The 22,317-nt window shown below is 61.8% G+C and carries 17 protein-coding genes; 1 reads left to right on the forward strand and 16 read right to left on the reverse strand.

Annotated features, from left to right (window positions below; genetic code table 11):
- Positions 1 to 98 precede the first annotated feature (98 nt).
- Positions 99 to 344, forward strand: a complete 246-nt coding sequence (locus J3485_RS17855; RefSeq protein ID WP_206955370.1) for a DUF1272 domain-containing protein — start codon at positions 99 to 101, stop codon at positions 342 to 344.
- A 113-nt stretch (positions 345 to 457) separates the two neighbouring features.
- Here the strand turns inward: J3485_RS17855 and J3485_RS17860 are convergent, their stop codons facing one another.
- The 16 genes from J3485_RS17860 to J3485_RS17935 all read right to left on the reverse strand — a co-directional run bounded on the left by J3485_RS17860 (position 458) and on the right by J3485_RS17935 (position 22,080).
- Positions 458 to 1,645 (reverse strand): lactonase family protein, encoded by a 1,188-nt coding sequence (locus J3485_RS17860; protein ID WP_242538602.1) that lies wholly within the window; start codon positions 1,643 to 1,645, stop codon positions 458 to 460.
- 90 nt (positions 1,646 to 1,735) lie between these two features.
- Entirely contained in the window at positions 1,736 to 2,689 is a 954-nt protein-coding gene (locus J3485_RS17865; RefSeq protein WP_206955372.1) for a helix-turn-helix domain-containing protein, read from the reverse strand.
- Between the two features lie 105 nt (positions 2,690 to 2,794).
- Positions 2,795 to 3,823, reverse strand: a complete 1,029-nt coding sequence (locus J3485_RS17870; RefSeq protein WP_206955374.1) for a porin — start codon at positions 3,821 to 3,823, stop codon at positions 2,795 to 2,797.
- Positions 3,824 to 3,943: 120 nt separating this feature from the next.
- The gene (locus J3485_RS17875) at positions 3,944 to 4,837 is read right to left on the reverse strand and encodes a substrate-binding domain-containing protein (protein WP_206955376.1); all 894 of its coding nucleotides are present in this window, start codon (positions 4,835 to 4,837) and stop codon (positions 3,944 to 3,946) included.
- Positions 4,838 to 4,873: 36 nt separating this feature from the next.
- Entirely contained in the window at positions 4,874 to 6,424 is a 1,551-nt protein-coding gene (locus tag J3485_RS17880) for an acetolactate synthase large subunit (protein ID WP_206955378.1), read from the reverse strand.
- Complete coding sequence (locus J3485_RS17885) at positions 6,424 to 7,281, reverse strand: HpcH/HpaI aldolase family protein (protein ID WP_206955380.1); 858 nt, start codon at positions 7,279 to 7,281, stop codon at positions 6,424 to 6,426. The genes J3485_RS17880 and J3485_RS17885 overlap by 1 nt, the downstream gene beginning before the upstream one ends.
- Before the next feature lie 39 nt (positions 7,282 to 7,320).
- Positions 7,321 to 8,307, reverse strand: coding sequence for a DODA-type extradiol aromatic ring-opening family dioxygenase (locus tag J3485_RS17890; RefSeq protein WP_206955382.1), 987 nt, complete (start codon positions 8,305 to 8,307; stop codon positions 7,321 to 7,323).
- Between the two features lie 88 nt (positions 8,308 to 8,395).
- Positions 8,396 to 9,691, reverse strand: a complete 1,296-nt coding sequence (locus J3485_RS17895) for an MFS transporter (protein WP_206955384.1) — start codon at positions 9,689 to 9,691, stop codon at positions 8,396 to 8,398.
- A gap of 94 nt (positions 9,692 to 9,785) precedes the next feature.
- Entirely contained in the window at positions 9,786 to 10,637 is an 852-nt protein-coding gene (locus J3485_RS17900; RefSeq protein WP_206955386.1) for an amidohydrolase family protein, read from the reverse strand.
- A gap of 43 nt (positions 10,638 to 10,680) precedes the next feature.
- Positions 10,681 to 11,706 carry an amidohydrolase family protein gene (locus tag J3485_RS17905; protein WP_206955388.1) on the reverse strand — a complete coding sequence of 342 codons (1,026 nt, stop codon included), beginning with the start codon at positions 11,704 to 11,706 and terminating at the stop codon, positions 10,681 to 10,683.
- A 16-nt stretch (positions 11,707 to 11,722) separates the two neighbouring features.
- On the reverse strand, positions 11,723 to 12,697 hold the full coding sequence (locus J3485_RS17910) for a PhnD/SsuA/transferrin family substrate-binding protein (protein WP_206955395.1): 975 nt from the start codon (positions 12,695 to 12,697) through the stop codon (positions 11,723 to 11,725).
- Between the two features lie 520 nt (positions 12,698 to 13,217).
- The gene (gene tssF / locus J3485_RS17915; protein ID WP_206955410.1) at positions 13,218 to 15,041 is read right to left on the reverse strand and encodes a type VI secretion system baseplate subunit TssF; all 1,824 of its coding nucleotides are present in this window, start codon (positions 15,039 to 15,041) and stop codon (positions 13,218 to 13,220) included.
- 4 nt (positions 15,042 to 15,045) lie between these two features.
- Positions 15,046 to 15,309 carry a PAAR domain-containing protein gene (locus tag J3485_RS17920; protein WP_206955866.1) on the reverse strand — a complete coding sequence of 88 codons (264 nt, stop codon included), beginning with the start codon at positions 15,307 to 15,309 and terminating at the stop codon, positions 15,046 to 15,048.
- Positions 15,309 to 17,003 carry a type VI lipase adapter Tla3 domain-containing protein gene (locus tag J3485_RS17925; protein ID WP_309477026.1) on the reverse strand — a complete coding sequence of 565 codons (1,695 nt, stop codon included), beginning with the start codon at positions 17,001 to 17,003 and terminating at the stop codon, positions 15,309 to 15,311. Before J3485_RS17925 ends, J3485_RS17920 begins: the two co-directional genes overlap by 1 nt.
- Positions 17,000 to 19,291, reverse strand: a complete 2,292-nt coding sequence (locus J3485_RS17930) for a T6SS effector phospholipase Tle3 domain-containing protein (protein WP_206955412.1) — start codon at positions 19,289 to 19,291, stop codon at positions 17,000 to 17,002. Before J3485_RS17930 ends, J3485_RS17925 begins: the two co-directional genes overlap by 4 nt.
- Before the next feature lie 26 nt (positions 19,292 to 19,317).
- On the reverse strand, positions 19,318 to 22,080 hold the full coding sequence (locus J3485_RS17935) for a type VI secretion system Vgr family protein (protein ID WP_206955414.1): 2,763 nt from the start codon (positions 22,078 to 22,080) through the stop codon (positions 19,318 to 19,320).
- Between the last annotated feature and the right edge of the window lie 237 nt (positions 22,081 to 22,317).

A 22,317-nucleotide genomic window follows, 5' to 3' on the forward strand; every position in this document is an offset into this window, starting at 1 on the left:
TGCAAACACGATCCAGGTAGAATTTTGGCATGGTGTTCCCCTGCAACATTGCGACGTATCCCGCCACTTTTCAGTTCGCTTGATCAAAGGAGAAACCGATGCTGGAACTCAGGCCTGGCTGCGAATGCTGCGACAAGAACCTGTCGGCGGAATCCGACGAGGCGCGGATCTGCTCTTTCGAATGTACGTTTTGCGTAGACTGCGCCACCAACGTACTGCATGGAAAATGCCCCAATTGCGGCGGCGAACTCATCGCTCGCCCGCGTCGCCCGGCGAATAAGTTGGCGAGCAATCCGCCGTCGACCCAGCGCGTGTTCAATCCCGCGTGCGCGCAACAGGCTTGAGCGCGGCCTCTCGCATTGACTCACCCAATGACAGCGCATCCCTCGACACGACCGCCCGGCTCAAAACCCGGGCATGTCGCGCGACGAGAAGCACGTTAAGCCCAGCTAAATCTTCACTTCACGAACGCTACGCTGATCGGCTCGGGAATCTCGATCGACTGCCCGGTATCCGAAAGCCGCCCTGTCTTCGTATCGATGCCGAGCACGTGCACGTCGCCGCTCTTTTCGTTATCCACGAGCATCCATTTACCCGATCGATCGATGCCGAATCCCCAAGGATTCTCGCCACCGGCAGCGATCCGCTGAATCAGCGACACCTTGCCCGACTCGCGATCGATGCGATAGACGGCCACCGCATTTTCTCCGCGATCCTCGACATAGACGAAACGCCCATCGCGGCTCACGGCGATTTCGGCGCCGCTCTTCGGTCCTTTGAATCCCTCGCTCGAGATCGGCAACGACTGCACGAGCGTCAGTTGCCCCTGCGAGGCATTCCACTTCAACACCATGAGCTCGGCCGACAGTTCGGTATCGAGGTAAACGAAACGGCCATTCGCACCGAATGCAAGATGACGCGGGCCGCTACCGGGCGGAGCGACGAACGCGCGAGGATTCGTGGCCGCATCGGGCGATAGCGCATGCGTCGCGCGATCGAAGCCGTACACGAACACACGATCGGCCCCGAGGTCCGGCACGAGCGCGAATCCGCCCGAAGGATCGACCACGGCGCAGTGCGCATGCGCGCTCGCTTGCCGGTGCACGTTCGGCCCCGATCCCGTCTCCTTCATCGTCGAGACGAGCGCGCCCAAGCTGCCGTCGGCTTTGACCGAGATACTCGATACGGACCCGCTGCCGTAATTGGCGGCAAGCAGTGTCTTCGATGCAGCGTCGAACGACAAATAGGTCGTACCGCTGCCGCCGGACGCGACCGAGTTGATGCGTGTCAATGCGCCCGTCGCACGATCGACCGCGTAGGCAGTCACGCTGCCGTCTTGGTCTCTTTCCTCATCGACGGCATAAAGAACCGGCAACGATGGATCGGCGCTCACCCACGTCGGCTTCATCCGTTGTTCGACCGAGCCTATGACGGTGACCTTGCCCGTCGCGACATCGAGGCGCAACGCGCGAATCTGGCTCGCTCGCGTGCCGACATAGGCGAATTCGGTCTGTGATGTGTCGTCTCCCGGCGGCGCGGCGGCATGATCGGGCGCGCTGTACATCGCGCTCGACAGCGCAAGCAGAAGCGGTGCGACCTTCATGCCCCACCGCGTCCGTGTGTTCTTCTTGTAGAAAGAGGTCATCGTAGGCAAGTTTCGAGGATGCGTTCGCCAAAGCGTATGCGATCGGCGATCGGCAGTCCCTGCACAAAACTTGCATTCACCGGGATTTTTTCAGCTTGCCGACTTCGGCATCGTCTTGCCATGCGACTGCTGCCGCGCGGCGATGCGGAATTGGCTGGGTGCTTGCCCAACTTCTCTGCGGAAGAAGCGCGTGAAATAGGCGGCATCGGCAAAACCGAGCCAGAACGCAATCTGTTCGACGGACATGTTGCCGAAGATGAGGTTGCGCTTGGCCTCGGTGATGATGCGCGCATGGATCATCTTGGTGGGGCTCTGCTCCGCCGCCGATGTGCATGCGGCCCGCAGTTGCACGAGCGACACCGCCATCATCGACGCGTACTCCTGCAGCGGTAAGTTCTCGCGGTAATGCTCGTCGATCAGTTTGCGGAAGCGATCCACCAAACGCACGTCGTTACGCGCCGCGGCTTCATGTCCGGCCTGATCCACGCTCGCTTCGCGCACGAGCATCAACAGCAGCGTCGTCAACAACGCTTCGGTGGCCACCACGCGACCGACCGCGTCGGATTCGACTTCTTGCTTCAAACGCTGAATGAGGCCATGAAACGCCGCGCCGGCCTCGGCGGAATCGGCGAACGGAATCACGCGCGGCGATGCCCACAGCGCGATGAATTCATGGAGCTTCGCATTGACTTGCGTGAGATAGGCGACCTCGATCGTCACGACCCACCGGTCGACGTCGATCTCGTAGTCGAGGCCATGCACGCACTCGGTCGGCAATAGCAAGGCGCAAGGGCCTTCGAACGGCACGGTGCTGCCTTCGAGGTTCATCACGCCTCGCCCGCTGTGGACGAATATCACCTGGCCGTAAGCGGGATGCGCATGAGGCTCGGTTCGCCAGCGGCCTCGTTCGGTGACGTGCCCGACGTGCACGAACCAGTTCTGTTCTTCAGGGCGATCGACGTATAGGCGAACCTTCGGAACGGTGGTCAATCTTGCCGCTCCGTTCCAATCGTGCCGATGCTTGGCCATGGCATGCTGTGTCATTGAATCTCCTTGGCAGCATCCCACATCTTGGCACACACCGCCGCGCCGCGCGACCTGCGATTTACCCGGACCGAAGCCAAGCGCGCGGTGCTACGCGCGCTCGCGTCAGAACTTGTGCACGATGCCAAGCGTGACGCCGCGTGCGTCCGCACCAGGCGCGCCCTGGATACCCGCATAGGCCGTACCGTTGAGCGTGAATGCAGCCTGGTTGCGATTTTGAATAAACCCGGCCGCGGCGTAAAGCGTCGTGCGCTTCGATAAATAGTGCTCGTACGCCAAGCCCAATTGCTGTGCGTTATTGCCATTTCCGGTCCGGTCGCGCGCGTAGCCGTACATCAACGCCACTTGGTCGGCCGGAGCGAAGAGGTAGTCGGCCGATGCCTCGTAGACGTCCCGCTTGATGCTGTTATCCGTTTGATGTTCGGTGTGATAGGCGAGGAAGAACGTGGCGGCTCCGGCACGAACCGACGCGCCCGCATTGAATACCTTCAGTATCGAGCTGCCGGTCGCGTTGGCCGCCTGCTCATAGCCGGCCGCGGCGCGGAACGGGCCGTTCTCGTAGCGGAGCGCGCCGTTGTAGAACTGAAACCCGTTGCTCGGCGTGGTCGTCGAATCGCGCATCGCAACCATGAACTCCGCTTTCAGCCCGTAATAAGTCGGCGTGAAATACGAAATCGCGTTGTTCTCGCGTATCGTCAAGCTGTTGAAGTTGTTCATCGGTGACGCCAAGGTCATCACCGCCATCGGGTCCAGCTCGGGGTTCATGAAAATGTACTGCGGCGTGTTCTGCAAGCCGATGCGCACCTCGCCGAAGCCGCCCGACAAACCCACCCATGCCTGCCGGCTGAATGCCTCGCCTGCTTTCGATACCGCGCCCGTCTGACTCGAGAAGCCCTCTTCCAACTGGAAGTTGACATGCAGGCCGCCGCCGATGTCCTCGCTGCCTTTGAAGCCGTATCGGCTCGCGAACAATCCGCCCGATATCGCGCGCACCACCGAGCCGTTCCCCGCGTTCTGAAATTCGATACCGTTGTCGATGACTCCGTACAGCGTCACGGACGATTGCGCCTGAGCCGATGCGGCGGCAAATACCGACAACGCGCCCAAGATAGGGATCGCAAATTTTCTTTTCATCGTGTCTCCTGGTCCTTTTGTAGTGGTTCTTTGTGCTTTATGGCGATTCGAGCGTCGATCCATCACGCCGGTATTCGTCTGCTCCGCATTTACTTCGCAGTCCTAATGATTAGATCCACATCAATCGAGACTTCCGGTCACGTCGTCGAAGAGCTCGTCGACGGAAAGCCGGCGCGGAATGATTTTCTGATCGAGCGCCCAGTCGATCGCCAATTGGATTCCCTTGCGATTCGCCTCCATCCCGATCGGCGGAAACACCGCGGGCACACCCTCGGCCTGCGCACGGCTTTCGACGATCATTCGATAGAGTTCGCGAACGACGTCGGGACGCGTCTTCGAAATGCTTTCGTGCACGACGAACATATGGTTGATCGGCACGACGCCTTCGCGCGCGAACCACGCTTTCGCCGCGTTCTGCGCATCGGGCACGAGCGTGCGCACGCGCGGATCCTTGGGCATGTCTTCACCAAGCAATGCCGCGGCCAGTTCGCCGTCGAGCATCATCTGCGGAATCGACGAGCCCTTGGGCAAGCGCTCGCAGTTCTGCGGGTCGTTGTACTCGGCCAGATGTCCGTCGCCGAGCGTCATCCACGTGACCTTGTCCAGATCGACGCCGTATTCGTGACGCAAGATGCCGCGTATCCAGAGTGCGGTCGTCTGCGTATAAGTGCGCACGCCAACTTTCTTACCCTCGATGTCCTTCGGATCGAGATGACCGAAGTCGATGTTGAAGCCCGCGCAGTGATGCTGGAATCGCCCCGAGATCGGTGTCGGCAGCAACACGTACGGCTTGCCGTATGCCTTGGCCTGCAAGAACGTGACGATCGCGAGTTCGCCCGCGTCGAACTGGTTCTCGCGCACCATCGCCTTGAAGCCGTTGTGCGCCGGCGTCGGCCCGCAGAAGTCGAGCGTGACGAGGTCCGAGCTCACCCGTCCGTCCCGCATTGCTTTCGTCACCGCGTATTCAGACAGATTGGTGCGCAGCGTCGGCACCCCGGTCAGCGTCGTTGTCATGGATGTCATTCCTTGGCTTGAATCTCGTGAATCGAATTACAAACGGACTTCGATCAAACGCGGGCCGCGCTCGCGCGTCGAATCGACCATGGCTTTGTAGAACGCCTCGGCCGTATCGACAGCCACGGCTTCCACGCCCATGCTTTTCGCCATCGAAAGCCAATCGATGCGCGGGCGATCGATGTCGATCATCGACAGCGCGCGTTCGCCGGGCGTGCCCGCGCCCATGTTGGCGTACTCAGCCTTGAGAATTGCGTAGCTGTTGTTGGCGAAGATGATCGTCGTGACGTTCAAGCTCTCGCGCGCCTGAGTCCATAACGACTGGATCGTGTACATCGCGCTGCCGTCGCCGACCATGCAGAACACGCGCCGATCCGGGCACGCGAGCGCCGCGCCCGTCGCCACGGGCGTCGCATAGCCGATCGAGCCGCCCATGTTGTTGATGAGGTCGTGCGGCGCGGCGCCCATGGTCACGCCCATGGACTCGCGGCCCGTCGTCAGCGATTCGTCCACGAGAATGCAGTGCTCGGGCAGGGCCGCGGCCAACGCCTGCGCAATGCTCGTCGGGTTGAGCGCGCCGCTCGGCGCCGGCGTTTCGATGCGCGGCTGCACGAGCGCTGCGGTGCCGGCCGCGCCCAGTGCCTGCAGCAGCATGTCGAACGCGAGTTCGCTGTCCTCGTCGGCCTCGACGAGCGCATGCACCAGCGTACCCTCGGGCTTGAGCAAACTCGGTTTGTCCGGGTAGGCGAAGAAGGCCACGGGCTCCTTCGTCTCGACCGTGACGATGTGCTTGAAATCCTCGAGGAAAGCCGTAGCTTGCGCCACCGCGTAGGGAATGCGTTCGATCGGTACGCGCCCGGCGCCACGCTCGATGCGCGCGGTGAAGAACTGCGAGCCGAGCCGCGCGCCCGTGGCGGCGGCCACACGGCCCGCCTTTTCGAGTGCAGCGCCGCGCGTGGCTCGGTTGGCCAGAACGATCAGCGTCGGCTCGCCCGAGCGCAGCACCTGCGCGATGTGCTCGATGCGCGCAGCGCTCGGCGTCTTGCGCTTGACCGCAACGGGCGGCGGCAACAATCGGCTCTCGCCAGCCTGCTGCCAGGAGGTGTCGCCCGGCAAGATCAAGGTGGCGATCTGCCCCGGATGCTCGCTGGCCTTGGCCACGGCTTGCGCGGTGTCCCAGGCGATCGTGTTCGATGACTCGGCGCGGCGCACCCAGTGGCTGAGCGGCCGCGCGAGCCCCTCGATGTCCGAGGTCAGCGGCGGATCGTACTTGAGGTGCGACACCGAATGCTCGCCGACGACATTGACCATTCCCGACGACGCACGCTTGGCGTTGTGAATGTTGGCGAGCCCGTTGGCCAAGCCCGGCCCGAGGTGCAGCAGCGTCGAGGCCGGCGTCTCTTTCATCCGGTACCAGCCGTCGGCCGCACCCGTCGCCACACCTTCGAACAGGCACAGCACGCTGCGCATCTTCGCGTTGTCGCCCAGCGCCGCGAGAAAATGCATCTCCGACGTGCCGGGATTCGCGAAGCAAATGTCCACGCCCTGATCGACGAGGGTCGCGACGAGACTTTCGGCGCCGTTCATCAGTACCCCGCCATGTCGCGGGCGAGACCGACCACGCCGTAGGTGCGCTGCGGCGCCGACAACATCAAGCGGTAGCCCCCTTCGGTCAAACGGCGATGGTTCTTGGCCGTGACGTGCGGATTGCCGACGACGACGTTGTGCTTGCGGCAGGTCTCCACGATGCGACGCATCGCGTCGACGACTTCCGGGTGCTCGTATTGGCGCGCGAAGCCCAGCTCCTGGCTCAGATCGCCCTCGCCGATCAGGATGAAACCGATGCCTGGCACGTTGGCGAGGATGTCGTCCAGATTCTCGATGGCCTGCGTGCTCTCGCACATGAGGCCGACGAGAATTTCGCCTTGCGGCACCAGCGGCCAGACGTCGGCCTTCGCGTAGTACTCGGCCATGCTCAAGCCCCAGTAGCGCGCGGCGTTCGCCGGGCCGTCGCCGCGCACGCCTTTCGGCTCGTACAGCGGAGCGTTCTTCGGGCGAGCGTAACGACAGGACGCAACGGCGTTGTAAGCCTGTTCGACAGTCGCCACGTGCGGCCAAATCACGCCATAGGCGCCGCGATCGAGCACCTGCTTGGCAAAACTCTGATTCATTTCGACGCCGTTGGCCGGAATGCGTGCGAGCGGCGTCACTTTGGGCGCGACCGACCCGGACTCGGCGATCTGCTTGCGGCTCAGCATGTACTGCAGCGCATCGCCGAGCGCGCTCACGTCGTAGGGGTTGTGCTCCATCTCGAAGACGATGCCGTCATAGGGCGAATCGCTCATCTCGATGGCAGTCTGCTTGTCGAGCTTGGAGAAGGCCGCGTGCGCGACCTTCCCCGATTCGAAAGCGCGGATGATGCTGTTCAGGCGGGTATCGCTCATGCGATGTCTCTCTCGTTGGTTGCGCCGGCGCGGCTCGATTCAGTCGGCCGCTTTCCAATACATGAAGCCCATGCCTTCGCCGGTACCCGCGGGCGTGCGCCAGCATGGGACGTAATCGACGAGCGTCATCTCAGCGCCCGTGTCCTGAACGGCCTTCATCACGCTGACGTAGAGCTTGATCTCGGACGTGCCCGACTGATACGAACGCTCGTCCACGGCGGCGAGCGAGTCGTAGTCGTAGCTGGCCAGCATCTTCATGATGCTGCGGTCGAACTCTTCGTCATTGACGAAGTGGGACAACCCGCCCGAAGCGAAGATGCCGACCCGCACGTCTTCGGGCCAGGCGGCAATCGCATCGCGCAACACGCGGCCGAATTCGATGCAACGCGACATCGACGGCTGCGTCGGCGGATAGAAGCAGTTCATGATCACGGGCACGTGCGGCGGCGGATTGTCGTCCATGATCTGGTGATAGACGAAGCTATAGGCATGCGGCACGACCGGATACTCGGGCAGCGGCTTCATCCACACGTTGTCGGGCCAAGCGAAGAGATCCGACAGATCGAAGTCTTCGCGCTGGAAGTACTGGATCAAGTAGTTGGCGAGCTGCGGATGGCAGCGATGGGTCACGTGACGATCGGGCGCATAGACGGGGCGCTGCGGCGGCCCGTTGTGCACTTCCTCGCCCGTGTAGATCGCGATCGACGGAGAGAGATCTGTGAAGATCTCTTTTTGATCTTTGCCGAGAATGATTGCCACGTCGACGCGCGCCTCGCGATAAGCGACCGCCATCTTGTCGAGCGCGGCGCGGCAGCGTGCCGCGCGCGCGGTGCGCTCCTCGAGCGTCAGGTACTTCTCGAACGCCGCGCCCCGATGGGCTTCGAGCTCGGGATAGGTCCAGGTCCGGTTGCGATACCACAGTTCCGAATTATTGCGGTCCCGCTCGCCGTTCTTGAGCCAGTCCTCCGGGGCTTGTCCGAGCATGCCGCTGTGGGGCACCGCCATCCCGAATACGATCTTCGCCATGTATGAGTCTTCCAGTCACTATCTCGTCGGAATTCGAATCGTTCGCCCGCGCATGCCGTCATGCGTCCGGTCGGGCGCGATACAACGTCTACTTGTTGGCCGCGACGCTCGCGGCATGGGACTCATCGAGTTCGCCCACCTTCGGGGCCCACTCGGGTCGATAGAGGATCGCGGTTGCCGCCGCGCCGATCACAAGGAACAGAAAGATCATGTTCATCGGCAGGTCATAGCTCTTGCCGACGTGGAGCAGCCAGCCCGATAGGCTTGCCGCGACGCCGCCCGCCAGGCTCGTGGCGACTTGCTGCACGCCGGTGACGAGACCGATCGCTTGTTTGGGGATCAACGTCAGGCGCGACAGGGCGAGGTTGTTCGCCGTCGTCAAACCGAGCAGCGATAGCGACGTGACGTTCCAGAACAGCGCGACTTCGAGCGAATGCGCATACGCGCCGAGCAATACGGTGCAGCCGCCGACGAAGCCCGCGATGATGAACGCTTTGCGCACGGCGATCGCGTTGTGTCCTCGAGCGATGATGCGGTCCGCCGCCCATCCGGCGACGGCCGCGACGATCGCGATACCCGCAAAGCTGAAGAACGTGTAGATCCCCGACTTGGCGATCGACAGTCCATGCTGCTCGACGAGATACGCGGGCATCCACGTCATGCAGAAAAACGTGAAATAGCCGTAGCAGAAGTTGGTAATCAAGCCGCCCCACACCACCGGGCTCGCGAGGATGCTGGTCAGGCCCACGGAGCGCGCGCGGCGATCGGCTGTTTTCAGTTCGGTGGCCGACGGCAAATCGTTGCGCACCATCAGCAGCCAAGGCACGAGCCAAAGCAGCCCGACGAGGCCGGTCGCGACGAACATCGCCTTCCATGAGTAATTGACGATGAACCACGCGACGAGCGGCGCGCCGAGCGCGGGGCCGAACTTGTTGCCCATCGCCAGCAGGCCGACGGCCAGGCCGTTGTTGCTTTCGTCGAAGTTGTTGCGAATCCAGCGATAGCTAGCGGGAATGACGATCGCTTCACAAACGCCGATGATGAGGCGCATCAGGACGAGCGCTTCGACGGTCGTTACCGTACCCATCAACGCCGTCGCCAAACACCAGAACCCGAAACAGATGGCGTACGGCCACTTCACGCCATAGCGGTCGGCCACCCATCCCATCGGGATCTGGAACGCACCGTACGACCAGAAGAACGCGGCATTGATCCAGCCGCGCTGGATGTTCGTCAGCCCGAAACGCTGAATGAAGTTGGCGTCCGCCAACACGGTGGAAATGCTGGTGCGATCGACGAAAGACGTGAGCACGCCGATCGCAAGAAGGGCCAGAATCACCCATCGGCCCGCATTGCCAAGTCCTGCTGATTTGCTCGTCTCCATCTTCCTGTCTGCTTGGTGCGACTTCATTCAACCTACGAAGCACTCGAATGGAACATTCCCCGTCGAGTGCGTGTGCGCTAACGCGCGCGGAGCGTCAAGCGAGCGCCGGATACAACCGCAATGCCGTCTTGCCGAAAATCCATGCACGGTCTTCCTCGCTCAAGCTTCGCAACCCCGCCTGGGCCGTCGCGAAAATCTCGGCGAGCGTCCCAGGTGAAGTCGGGAAGTTCGAGCCCCAGGCCATCCGCTGCGCGCCGAACGCTTCCACCACACGCGGGAAGAATGTTTCAGCGCTCGCCTTCTCCTTCTTCACATCACCGAAAATGCGCGGCGTGAGCTTGAGATAGACGTTCTCGAGCGGCGCGAGATCGAACAGGCTTTGCGCTTTCGCGTACGGCGCGCCGTCGGCAACCTCAGGACGTCCGAGGTGATCGAGAATGATCGGCACCGTCGGAAACCGTCGCGCGAGTGCGGTCACTTGCGGCAGACCGATCGGCCCCGTCTGGATGCACATCGGCAGGCCGAGTTCCGCACACAGCTCCCAAGCGGGAAACGCGCGCGGATCGTCGAGCTCGCTCGGGTCGAACTCTTTCGTACTGCCGCCGGTGAAGAGCCGCAGGCCGGCGAGGCCACGTTCGACCCAACCGCGAATGCGCGCCGGCGCGTCGGGCTGCAGCACGTCGACCGAACCGACGGCCGCCAGCCGATCCGAATACTTCGCACAACCGTCGACGACGTAGCTGTTGTCGAACCCATAGGTCGTCGACGAATGCACGACCGCCGCCTTGGCGACGCCGGCCGCGTCCATCGACGCGATCAGCGTTTCGACCGTCGTCGGACGCTCCTTCGACCACTCCGAGCGTGTGCCGAACAAAGGTGCCGGCGGATAGCGGCCCTCATCGTCCGAAATGATGTGAGGATGAATATCAACGATTGAAGACGACATGAATGCCTCTGTCCTTGTCAATTGCGCGGGGCGTACCCGGATCTCATTGGCCGCGCGCTTTCAGGCGCGCATCGAGACGCGGATACACGCGCCGGGCGTTGCCCTCGAAGATCTTGAAGCGATCTTCGTCCGTCAGTGCCGGGCAGGCGTCGATGTAGCGCTTCGTGTCGTCGAAGTACTGTCCCGTCGAGGGGTCCTTGCCGCGCACCGCGCCGATCATTTCCGAACCGAACAACACGTTGTCCGCGGGGATGACCTTGGTCAGCAATTCCACGCCGGGCTGGTGATAGACGCAGGAATCGAAGAAGACGTTATCGAGCAAGCCTTCGAGGGGCCGCTCGCGCATCTCGAGCGACATGCCGCGATAGCGTCCCCAGTGATACGGCACCGCGCCGCCGCCGTGGGGAATCACGAGGCGCAGCGTCGGGAAGTCCTTGAACACGTCCGATTGCAGCAGTTGCATGAACACCGACGTATCGGCATTCAGATAATGGGCACCCGTCCCGTGAAAGCACGGATTGCACGATGCGGCCACGTGAATCATCGCCGGCACGTCGAGATCGACCAATGCTTCATAGAGCGGATACCACTCGCGATCGGTCATCGGCTTGCCGCTCCAGTAGCCGCCCGTCGGATCGGGATTCAAATTGCAGCCGACGAAACCCATTTGTTCGACGCAGCGACGCAACTCGGCGATGCTGTTCGCGGGCGCGGCGCCCGGCGATTGCGGCAGTTGGCAAACCGGCGCGAAGTTGTCGGGATAAAGCTCTGTCACGCGATAGACGAGGTCGTTCGACACCTCGGCCCATTCCAGACTCGTCCGCTCGTTGCCCAGGTGATGGCTCATCAACCCCGCGATCGGAGAAAACAGCGTGAGGTCGCTGCCGCGTTCGCGCTGCAGCTTCAACTGACCGTTGCCGATCGCTTCTCGAATCTGGTCGTCGCTCACGTAGGCGCCATCGCGCGACGGCGCATTGGCCGGATCGTTCGCGAACTCGACCTGCTTCGCGCGCCAAGCGCGGAACGACGCGGGAACGGTCGTGAAGTGGCCATGACAATCGATGATCATGCTTGCTCCGTTCGGGTCAGCGAGCCAGGGGCTCGACGAACAATTCGCCGATCGACATCCGACGTGGCGTAAGCGCCTGCTTGAATGCGGTGGCCTCCAGCGCTTCGATCGTCTTCAGATTCTCGGCAAGGCCGTACGGCAGCGGGTCGTGTCCGACGATCTTGCGCAGCTCGAGGTACTTCTTGTCGCTCGCGCTTTGCGCCTCGCCGGCATCCAGACGGGCGAGCCATTCCTTCTTCGCTTGCGCGAACGCATCGAAGATCGATTGGGCGATCCACGGATGCTCGGCGAGAACCGCGTCCTTGACGACGATCGTGCCGTGCATCGGATAGACGCCGGTGCGCCCGTAGTACTCGGCCTCGAGCTCCGCGGCGTTCGGCAGCAGATCGGGGTAATCGGCTTCGACTTCCTTCCAGCCGCCCGTCGGCGCACCGGTCCGCCCGATGCCGGCGGCCGCGGCAAAGCCCGCGGACAACTCACCGTCGGCCATCATGTCCGCCAGCGAGCGGCCTTGCGGCGCGTGGATGACGTTCGCCGGCAGTTTCAGTTGCGTGACGTGTTCCTCGTCGTCGACGACCCAGGTCACCTTGGACGAATCGAGCCCGAACTCGTCGATGAGCACCTGGCGCGTCCATACGCCCGTCGTGACCGAATAGGCGCGCACGCCCACTTTCTTGCCTTCGAGATCCTTAGGACTCCTAATGCCCGCGCCCGGGCGCACGAGCAGGCCGCTGTGATGGAAACGGCGCACCACGAAAATCGGCAGCGCAACGAAGGGGGCACCGTAGGCGCGCGCGATGATGTAAGTCGTCGGGGCCAGTTCGCAAACGTCGAATTCGACGTCGCGCACCATCCGGCGGAACGCGCCGATCTGCGGCTTGACGGTGACGAATTCGGCGTCCACGCCTTCGATCGGAATCGATCCGTCCCGAATAGCCGATGTGTGCGGATGCTCAGCGATTGCGATCTTGAGCGGGACTTTCTTGGTCAACTTCATCTCCTTCGAATCATCGTCTGCCGATACGGCGAGCGCATCGGCGGCGGGCATCGCATCGTGTTGACGTAAAGATAGGGGAGTGCGCAGGACGCGTCCCTATACAAAAACTAGATTCGATGGGACTTTTTGATCGGCCCCGCGCGGCGGCTACAGGCGACTTGGTTGCCTTTCGGTTGCCGTTCGCGTTCTCTTTAAGAGGAAATGCTGATAAAGCAGCCCCAATTGCTGCATGTCATTTCCCCGACCTGCCAGGTTGGCCGCAACGTCGCAGAAAAGCGAAAGCAAATCGAAAGAAATTTAACCCGACATGCTCTCAGGTATGCCGAGGCGACCGCGCTCGGCCATGAATACCGGGTGGCGGCGCATATAGGTGCGGGAAAGCGCGAGACGTCGAGTCGGGCGCTGCGCAGACGGGCCGAGCCGCGCGTCGTGCGGTGCTCGTGATACCTGTGAGCCCTTAGATGAGGTATCGGCCACGCGTTGACCCATTGCGGGTGGCTGTGGTTATCCACCGTCAGATGAGCGCCACCTCGCCGGGCAACGGCCGGCCCTCGAACAACCGCACGCCGTTCTGCGATATGAGAAGAAGTTGCACGAAACTGTTTTCCGGTGCGAAGTACCGCAGGACGCTCTCGATCATGCGAGCAAACGCGCTGATCACACAGTCGACGAGCCGCGCCTCATCGACCGCCAAACGGACACGGATACCGCGCACCAACATCGGCTGCGGCTCCATCTGCACCCATTCGAGGACGGATTCGCGGGCGAGGTACGTCATACTGTCGATATGCCGCATCGCGCCTGATGAGCGCGAAGACACATGAGCCGCCATGAGTTGCTTGAATGCCGGCAAGCCCGCTTGAGTCAAACTCAGCGCTCCCGCCGACAGCATTCCGACGACGCCCCACAACTGACGCTGCGCGTTCGGTCGTGCGACGCTTTCCGTAGGCAAGCGCAACATCGATATGCGCCCGGTCAGGGTCTCGCTCGCGTAGACCAAATCCCCTTTTGAGTCTCCGACTCGCATGCTCGAAGGCAAGTTGCCGTTGGTGCAGGTCAGATCCATGTCGATCTGTTTCCCATGCACGGAAGTCAACTGGCCGTTCCCATCGACGAGCGAAAGCAGCATATCCCGACCCGGCAGGAACTCGGCAAGCCGGTCGTCGCGCTCCGCGAGCCAATAGGCTGTCGATGCATGCTGCGTCACGTGGTGCGCGAAGGAATGGTAGGGCTCTATTTCTCGGGCAACGGTACCTTTGGGCATGTCCTCCGTCAACCGGACCGCATCGACTCGATAAGACGAAACCTCAGATGCGTTCAGTGCGCTCGGCACGATCGGGAACACCGGGAACTCCACCTTCTCGAGCGGAAGCGGCTCCGACGATGAACTGAATAGATTGATGACCGGCGTGCAGAACAGCTTGAAGTGCGTCGCGTCGAGGGCTTGCAGTCGTTGAGCGGGCGCGCTGTCGCGCGATAGGTCTCTGATCGGAAGATGCAGCGTCACACTGCGGCAGGGGCCAGCGGTACGAATTAGCGCCGATAGATCGACGTGGAGGAAATCGAACTTTTCCGGAAAGGAAAAGTATTCGAGCAAGATTCGAAACCGCGATTGATTGTCGTCGCGCCGTTCAATCAATGCCTCGTCGAGGTCAAAGCCGCAAGCCGATACTGGCACAGCATCCAGTGCAATCCATGTTCCGCACCCTTCGGCCTCGACGAATGCATTTGACGTGCGCAGCAAGAGCGTATCGATCGTCGCCGCCACCATGCGACGGTCACCATCGACGAAGACGCGTACGCGATCGGGCACGCCACTACCGAGCACCGCATGCGCCGCGAACGTGATCGAAACGATGGCCGTCGTGTTTTCGTGCAGCCGGACATTGGCGGGCGCAAGGGTAGCCGGCGTGTAGCGCGCGTCGGTTATTCGCAATGGAGCGAACACCACGTCGTAGATCGTTCGAAATAGATACTCGCCTATCCGGGCTTTCAGTTCGACGCCGCGTTTGATAGTTAGGGGATTCGTCAGTTTCGAAATCGCCCCGGTGCCCTCGAAGTGCGCGATGGAACAGGAGGGGAAAGGCCGTAGATACTCGGAATCGAGAATCTCGAGCATCGCGGTTGGCAGTTCGGGGTAATTGTCGGTGAGGCGCGCGCTTACCCTCGCGTTGAGCAATGCGGCCGACTGAATGAGCCGCTCGACATGCGGGTCTTCGGATCGTTCGCCCGCAATGGCGAGCCGGGCGGCCGCCTTCGGATAGCGTTGTGCGAATTCGCCGAGCGAACGGCGCAGCAAGGCGAGCTCACTCTCATAGTCAGGAAGTAGGTCGTCCATCGAGTCATACCCGTCCAGACGACGGCACGCTTGAAATCAGCGTCGCGCCGCAGGATGTCTTGTGGCCGTCGAATGCAACCGCCTGCCCATCGATCATGACGTTCGGATCGCCTTCGACGATCACGCAGTGGTCGTGGCCGTTCATTGGGCACGAGCACTTGTCGCCGATGCACGCGACGGCACGGCCCATGACCGTCGATTTTTCTCGCCCAGTCTGGACTTTTCCGCCGTGCGATGTCGAGTCGCCGATGCGAATTACGCCGCGCATCATGGCCTCAACTGGAATGGGTCGGCGCCGTTTCGCTTTTGCGACCATGCCGCTTTCACCGACGCGTCGGGCGGACTCACCATCACGATGCTTGCCGTTCCGTTCGGACGCCGGTTCACTGTCGCGCTGGCGCCGCCGTCGTCGTAGCTCGCAATCAGGCCGAGACCGATCTGCACCAGTGGAGAACTCACGCCCGTGTTGCCGATCCGCGCGCCAATGTCGTAACCCTCCTTCACGTCATCGAGGTTCGGCGCCGTGCTGCCCATCTGCACCAACGCCTGGTTCAGCGGGATCGCCCATTGACGGGCGCCCGTCGTGTCGTAGAACACGCGCTTCGGTTCCTGACCGCCGGGCAGCGTCGCGACCGCCTCGGCCCATCCGGCCTTCAGTGCGTCGGTCTGCTGCGTGGTCTTCAGCGGTCGTCCGTGATCGTCGGTGAGCTTGACGTCCACCGGGCGGTGCAGGTATCCGAACAATGGGGCGTTGTCGAACTGCTTGAGCTGCCAGGTCGTCCAGCGCACGGGGATATAGGGCGTCGGGGTGAATTGGCCAGGGCCTTGGTTGCTCAGGGTCTTCCAGAGTTCGGGAAGGCGGGCTTGCCACCAACTCGACGACATGACGCCAAGCGACGTCGGGTAAGTCACACCTGCGTCTTTCTCGCTCTTCTCGAATTGCGCGTTGAAACTGTCCGGACCGCGATCATCATTCAGTGACCAGTAGAAATTCCACAGCTTGATGATGTCGTACTCGGTATTCGTTTTGTTGATACCTGCCGACTGCTCGACGGCAAACGGCCGGATCAACCGGTCGACGCGGTCCGAGCGGGTCACCAGCAATGCACTGATGCTGTCGGGCATGGCCGGGATGATGTGCCTCATCACCGGCGGGCCACCGCTGCCGGGAGGACCCAGGAATTTTCGCGTCAATGAACCGTCTTCGCTGTATACCAATGCAGCGGGCACGTCCGGGTGCGCATCGAAGAACTGGAACAGCTCGTCGATCATGGCCGTGCCGTCATTCGTGTTGGCATCGTCCTGCCACAGGAACAGCGTCACACCCAGGCCTGCGTCTTGGCGGCCACCTGCAATAGCCATCGCTGCGCGATCCGCGTTTGCCTTGTCCTTCGGTGGCCCCCAGGCAATTGCTGGCACCGGCCAGCGATCAATCGCGTGGCCAGCTCCGAATAGAAAGGCCGTCGTGGTAGCAACCTGCAAATTGGTGAGCCGCGCATCGTCGTTACCCGGATAGTCCTCGGGATCTTGCGAAAGATACGTTACGTGGTTGTTCGCCTTGGCCTCGATACGCTGCCAGATCTCTCGATTGGTAAAGTCGCCAGTCACGATACCTACCCCCCGCACTTCGAGCACGAAGTCCGCCCCGGTCCCTGACAGCATCGCCGGCGAACCATTGAAGCCCGATGCCGTGGCCAATTGCGCCTTCTGCTGCACCGCCGGGGACAAGCCGGAAGCGCCTGATGCGGCCGCTGATCGGTGCAGCCACGCAAGACTCGCCCCAAAGACCACGACGACCAGCGCCGACACCACCAGCACACCATTCCGAATACTGCTCACCATGCCCGGCATTTCCACTCCTGTGTCCCGCCAGTAACTGTAGTGTTCCGCCATCACGTAGACGGTCCAGATGATCGACAGCAATACCAAGGCTGTCGCGTAAGGCCAGATACGCAGCTTCACCACTTCCCTCCCAACGAGCCCCAGCTCTGCGCCATCTGGTTCTGGTGGAAGCGCTGCTCGTTGGCAATTTGCTCCGAGACGGCTTGCTGGCGCGCAGCGTCGGCCTTCGGCGTCAACTCGCTCGTCACCAGATCGGGCGGCGTACTCGAAACCAATCCTTCGGGAAACGTACCGTTCTGGTAGTAATCCTTGCAGGCTTCGACCAGGGTCGTGGTTTCCGCAGGCAAGCGTCCGTAATTGGCGTTGTCCTTGATTTTTTTCAGCGCGGCCCGGTCCATCTTCCAGTCCGCGATCAACACCAGCAACTCCCGCCACACCGGATCGTCCAGCGTGACCGCCTGCCCTATCGCCACGTCCATCGCCGTAACCCATCGGTGATTTTCCACGCTATGCAGCACCGCCGAATGGTAGTTGTTTACCTCATAGGCGGCCGGGTCACGCGCCATTCGCTTGCGAGCCTCATTCGGCGTTTCCTCGCGTAGGATCGCAAAGCCGCCCACTCCGCCGACCTTCCAGTTCTGTGACTGATCATCGGGTGCCAGGTTCGCATTGAACGCCGCCTTGCGCTGCTCGAGATCCGCCGCTGGATTCATGGAATGCGAGTCCGTGATCCAGTTCAGCTTTGCGTACTGATTCCCGAGAACCACGTCTTTCGTCACGTCGTCGGGCACCATCTGCCCGGCTACGTCCGCATGCCCTGGCCGAGGGCCACCGCGAACGATCTCCCCGCCGTATAGCTGCGGCTCGCACGGCGGCTTCAATTCCTCCGCGTTGATGAACCGGATGTCATTGCGCGTGAAATTCGCCTGCAGCGCGGCATTCGTTCCCATGGTCGCCGCCGTCCCGAGCATGGACGCCCCAGCGTCCGGCCCAGGGCTCAGACGTTCGAACGCATCGCGCACCGGCACCCGGGCTGGCTTAAGGCCAACCAACACCTTCATGAATTTGCCGTCGCCGTTGTGGTCGCGCTCCATGCGCGTCCACATGCGCTGGAAGAAACGTTTTGGCGCCAAGGCCGTCATTGCCTCCATCGTCTTCTTTTTGGACGGGGACGTGAGCGCGGCACCGTCAGCCGGAACCTCGTCCGGCACCCCGAAGGTCCCGATACCGTGCATGCTCTTCAGACCAACCACCGTGTCCTCCGGGCAGAAGTACAGATACACCTTGCCGCGGTTGTCGCGCTCGTCGAACGTGATCCAGTTTTTGCCGCTGACGTCCAGCCGCTTGCCTTGCGTCGGCGTCCATCCCGCGCCAGCCCAGCCGCCGTGCTTCTCCTGTCCGATCAGCAGATCGGCGAGTTGCGGGATGCTGTATGGCTCGCGTGTGACCTCGTTGACGATGTCGATCAGTGTCTTGAGCTTGGCATGTCCGGTCTGGTTGCAGCCGTCCGTCTGGTACAGGCTGTAGGGCGTGTCGACCATGATGATGCAGTCGGCGTAGCGCTGGCTCTTCTGCTTCAGAATCGCCTGGGCCAGCAGCGTCAGGATCGTGCCCTGGCTGTGACCTAGGACCGTGATCGTTTCGTGCTGCGGGGCGAGGCCATGGGCATCGGCCAGTGCCTTTGGTTTGATGGCTCGGATTGTGCTGATCAAGTTAGCCAGGCGCGTCGCCGCAAGGACGAAGTACCGGCGGTCAGGGCCATCGGCCGCATACATGGAGTTGCCGCCCAGTGCATTCTTAGTCACTTGCTGCGTTTTCCAGTCCGCCTTGAAACCCGCGCCATACATGTCGGGAATGTTGTTCGTCGCGTTGGCGAAGAAGCCGCCGCCCTTCGCGAAATGTTGGTCGAGCCGGTTGCCGCGAATGTCCTGATACTGTCCACGCGTCATCAGGTTGCCGTCGGCGTCCGCAGCGCGACTGATCACGTCGCCGGGATTGTTCACGCGTGCGATGTCGTCGCTGCTGGCGCGGTAGCCCCAGTAGAACGGAATGAAGCCGCTGTGGGTAGTGTCTACGGCCTCGCGCAGGTATAAATACAGGTCGGGGTCATTCAGAAGAGTCGCGTCCTTCTCGGTCTTCAGCGATTTGTCCTTACCGGCCGCCGCCTCGTACGCCGCGCCGTAACTGCCCGGCTTCAAGTCATCCCTCGACAAGCGCTCGTTCAGCCCCTTGCATAGGCCCTCCTCCACAAAGGAGTACACGGCGCCCGGATCGTTGACGCCGTGAATGAAGATCACGATGCCCGGCAAATCACGAGGCAGCGCCACCGGACGGTCGCCCGCGCGATTCGCGTGTGTAACGGCGGCTGCCTGGTTCACCACGTGATAGTCGTTGCTGGAATTCGTCATGGTTGCCTTTCTTGTCCGTTAACCGCTTAGAGAGCGGGCTTCAGGATGTCGACCTTCAGGATGCGCATCGCATCGTCCTTCACGATCTCGGTCAGCCCGCTCGCGTCGCTCTTGCCTTCGATCGTGCAGCCATCATCGAGCGTGATCCGATACGCCTGATTGGCGGCGACCGCCGTCTGCCCATCCTCGCCGGGGTAGTGCAATCGAAACCGCTGATCGGTCGGCGCGTTATGGAAAGCAGATTTCGTCGCCTGCTGGGTCGACGGGCCGCCCCACTTGTGCGAGGCCGACAACAAGCTGATATCGCCGTTCGTGCCGAGCGTCACGCCTGCGCCGATCTTGATATAGCTGCCGTCTTCCGCAACGAGCCGAATCGTGGGCGCCGTGACCAATACTTCGTTTTCGTTCGTACTGATCTTCACGCCCTTCTGTGCATTCGCCGTTAGCGCGTCGGCCTGCGCCTGCAGCAATACGGGGCCTTCGCCCGCGACTGCCTGGACGCCCGTACCGCGCGCGAAGAGCTGCATCCCCTGCCCAGCCGTCGCGTTGAAGCGCCGGCCGCTCATGAGTTGAAGGTGTTGCTGCGCGACCTGGTCGATGTTCTCGCCCGCGTAGGTGACGTGCGTCTTCGGCGTCACGTTCACAGACCCAGCCTGTGCGCCGAACGCCATCACCGCTTGGCCACCTGACGCCTGCCAGCCCTTGAAGGCGGACGCCACGGCGCTTTGCCCCGTGGTGTCGGCCGCTTGTCCACCATGCTGCCCGGCGTAATCGCCGAGCGACTTGAACAGCTCCGTGCACTCGCCGAGCAGTTGAACAAGCTCGTCGCGATCGAGATGGCTGCCACTTGCCTGCGCCCGCGCGTAGGTCGTCAGCAAAATGCCCTGCGCGGCCCGCAACGCAGCTGCCGCGTCCGTGCGTAGCTCCGCCCCCTCGCCACGCGCCTCGCCGACCCCGTTGGTTCGTGGATGCGTCAGGTAGCCGAGGTTAACCTCGCTGGCTTGGTGCTGGCTGGCGAGTTGGGCACTGATTTCCGATGGCGTATCGTCAAAACGCAGTTGGTTATATCGCTGCCCTTTCACTTCTCGGGTCTTGTTCCCCGATACATAGCGATTGCCCGGCAGCGAGCCCGTGTTGCTGAACGTCGCCGGCATGTTTGGACCGTTATGGAACACGCCCGCCACGTACATCTTGTCGGGATCACCCCCAAGAAAATCCAACAGAACTTCCATGCCCTTGCGCGGCAACCAGTTCTCGCCGAAGTTGTCGCCCGCCAGCCCCGTCATGACGCGTACCCAAGCACTGTCGCTCTGCGTGCCGCTCGTGCCCATGCCGTTGGCGTGCTCGTGATCCTCGGGATCGAGCCCTTGCAGTTGGACGTTGATACGTCCGTACTCGTCGCAGTAGATTTCTTCGCCGTCAGGCGTGACGACCACGCCGACGATCGGATAGACGCGCGGGAGATCGATATGCGGATCGTACGTGGGGGCAAGCGGCATCCCGCGCGGAACGCCGCTGAACGTGTTCTCGTATCGGCTTTGCGCCGAATCGCCGTAGACCGTCCGACGCGACGGCGTGTCCACCGACACCGGCGGCGAATCGAACGACCAGCGGCTCGCCGTGAACAACGCCTGCGCGCGCTCGTTCAAATCCTTCGGCAAGTTGTTCTCGGCGCGGTGATGCAGGCTCGTGATCGTGAGCCGCTGATCGTCGTTCGATAAACGATCCCGCTTTGAGGATCTCGTGATTTCGACCCATTCGCCGATTGCGAGATCGCGAACACCGCTGGCACCGTCGACACGCGCGGCCCGTGCGTCGTGCGACATCACGCGCGCCAAACCGAGTCGATCGTAGTCGGCCCATGAGTCGGCGATATGCGGCACATCAATGCGCGAATCCATCAGCAGTTCGGCGAGATCGTTGCCCGCCGTACCTTGATCGACGCGCGTCGGCCCTTGGATGCGATCCATTCTGCCGGGCTTGTGATCCCAACTGAAGCGCCGGATCGATCCCGGCATCAACTGTCGAGCCGTGCACAGCGACGTCACCGCGTCGCGTTCGCCGATCGCGGCATCGGGCCGATAGGCGAGCGGGCTGATCGCGGACTGCTTGAGCTTGATCACGTTGTCGTAAAGGACAAGCGTATGGGCAGGATCGCCGGTTTGCGTCGCATCCTTTTGTCCTAGCTTGCCCGCACGCACGAACCACCCGATCCCTTCGCGCCGACACAAGCGCCGAATGAACGCGGCATCGGACTCATCGAACTGAACGGTCTGCTCTCGAGCGGGAAGCTTCGAAGCATCGACCTTCGATAGGTCGAGATAGAACGCACCGCCAAGCACCGTGCTCTTGCTTCGCCATTCCCAAACGAGCGTCTGGATCACATCGAGCACATTCTTGTGGCGGAAGATTCGCGTATTGACGCGACGCTCTAATATAGACAGTGCGTCGCGGATGAATAACTGATAAGCAGCCAACGAGCCATCGCACTCTCCCTCTCGCGCATCGACGATGATGCCCGAGATGGGATGTAGACCGCCTTGATCCGTTACGAGTTGAACGGAGATCGGCAAACCGATAAAGCTGTTCAACGGGATGCCAACGCTCGTCGAAACGCAGGAGATGCTACCCTCGACGCCACCACACAACGTTTCTCGAATATCGACTCTCTGCGGCAACAGCAGTTGTTCGAGTTCGCGCTGTTGTTCGCTCCACTTGAGCCGGATCGCCCGATTTTTTTGCGAGGGCAACGGGCCAAATGACGCGCGCGGCAGATTCGGATAGTTCACGGCTTATTCTCTCTGAAAGCGTGTGCAACGCGCACGTTGACCGCCACCAGATATGCATCGCAATTAATCTGAGGCGGGTAGAACGAACCTTTTTGTTTGAGACCGCGGAAGGTATCAGCAAGGAGAAAATTCGTCAAATCCAATGAAATTGGAATTATTTCCGATCTCACCTCGAATCAAGCAACAACTTCCGATTACTCCGGCACGAAAGTTCGTCTCGCGGGAACTGCGTCAGTA

The sequence above is a fragment of the Trinickia acidisoli genome (assembly GCF_017315725.1).
Taxonomy (GTDB): domain Bacteria; phylum Pseudomonadota; class Gammaproteobacteria; order Burkholderiales; family Burkholderiaceae; genus Trinickia; species Trinickia acidisoli.

Bases quoted from the DNA above. Each gene is read 5' to 3' on its own strand.
- J3485_RS17895 (WP_206955384.1), bottom strand. From the start codon at position 9,691: ATGGAGACGAGCAAATCAGCAGGACTTGGCAATGCGGGCCGATGGGTG.
- J3485_RS17900 (WP_206955386.1), bottom strand. From the start codon at position 10,637: ATGTCGTCTTCAATCGTTGATATTCATCCTCACATCATTTCGGACGAT.
- J3485_RS17905 (WP_206955388.1), bottom strand. From the start codon at position 11,706: ATGATCATCGATTGTCATGGCCACTTCACGACCGTTCCCGCGTCGTTC.
- J3485_RS17865 (WP_206955372.1), bottom strand. From the start codon at position 2,689: ATGACACAGCATGCCATGGCCAAGCATCGGCACGATTGGAACGGAGCG.
- J3485_RS17870 (WP_206955374.1), bottom strand. From the start codon at position 3,823: ATGAAAAGAAAATTTGCGATCCCTATCTTGGGCGCGTTGTCGGTATTT.
- J3485_RS17920 (WP_206955866.1), bottom strand. From the start codon at position 15,309: ATGCGCGGCGTAATTCGCATCGGCGACTCGACATCGCACGGCGGAAAA.
- J3485_RS17860 (WP_242538602.1), bottom strand. From the start codon at position 1,645: ATGACCTCTTTCTACAAGAAGAACACACGGACGCGGTGGGGCATGAAG.
- J3485_RS17890 (WP_206955382.1), bottom strand. From the start codon at position 8,307: ATGGCGAAGATCGTATTCGGGATGGCGGTGCCCCACAGCGGCATGCTC.
- J3485_RS17875 (WP_206955376.1), bottom strand. From the start codon at position 4,837: ATGACAACGACGCTGACCGGGGTGCCGACGCTGCGCACCAATCTGTCT.
- J3485_RS17855 (WP_206955370.1), top strand. From the start codon at position 99: ATGCTGGAACTCAGGCCTGGCTGCGAATGCTGCGACAAGAACCTGTCG.
- J3485_RS17885 (WP_206955380.1), bottom strand. From the start codon at position 7,281: ATGAGCGATACCCGCCTGAACAGCATCATCCGCGCTTTCGAATCGGGG.
- J3485_RS17930 (WP_206955412.1), bottom strand. From the start codon at position 19,291: ATGACGAATTCCAGCAACGACTATCACGTGGTGAACCAGGCAGCCGCC.
- J3485_RS17880 (WP_206955378.1), bottom strand. From the start codon at position 6,424: ATGAACGGCGCCGAAAGTCTCGTCGCGACCCTCGTCGATCAGGGCGTG.
- tssF (WP_206955410.1), bottom strand. From the start codon at position 15,041: ATGGACGACCTACTTCCTGACTATGAGAGTGAGCTCGCCTTGCTGCGC.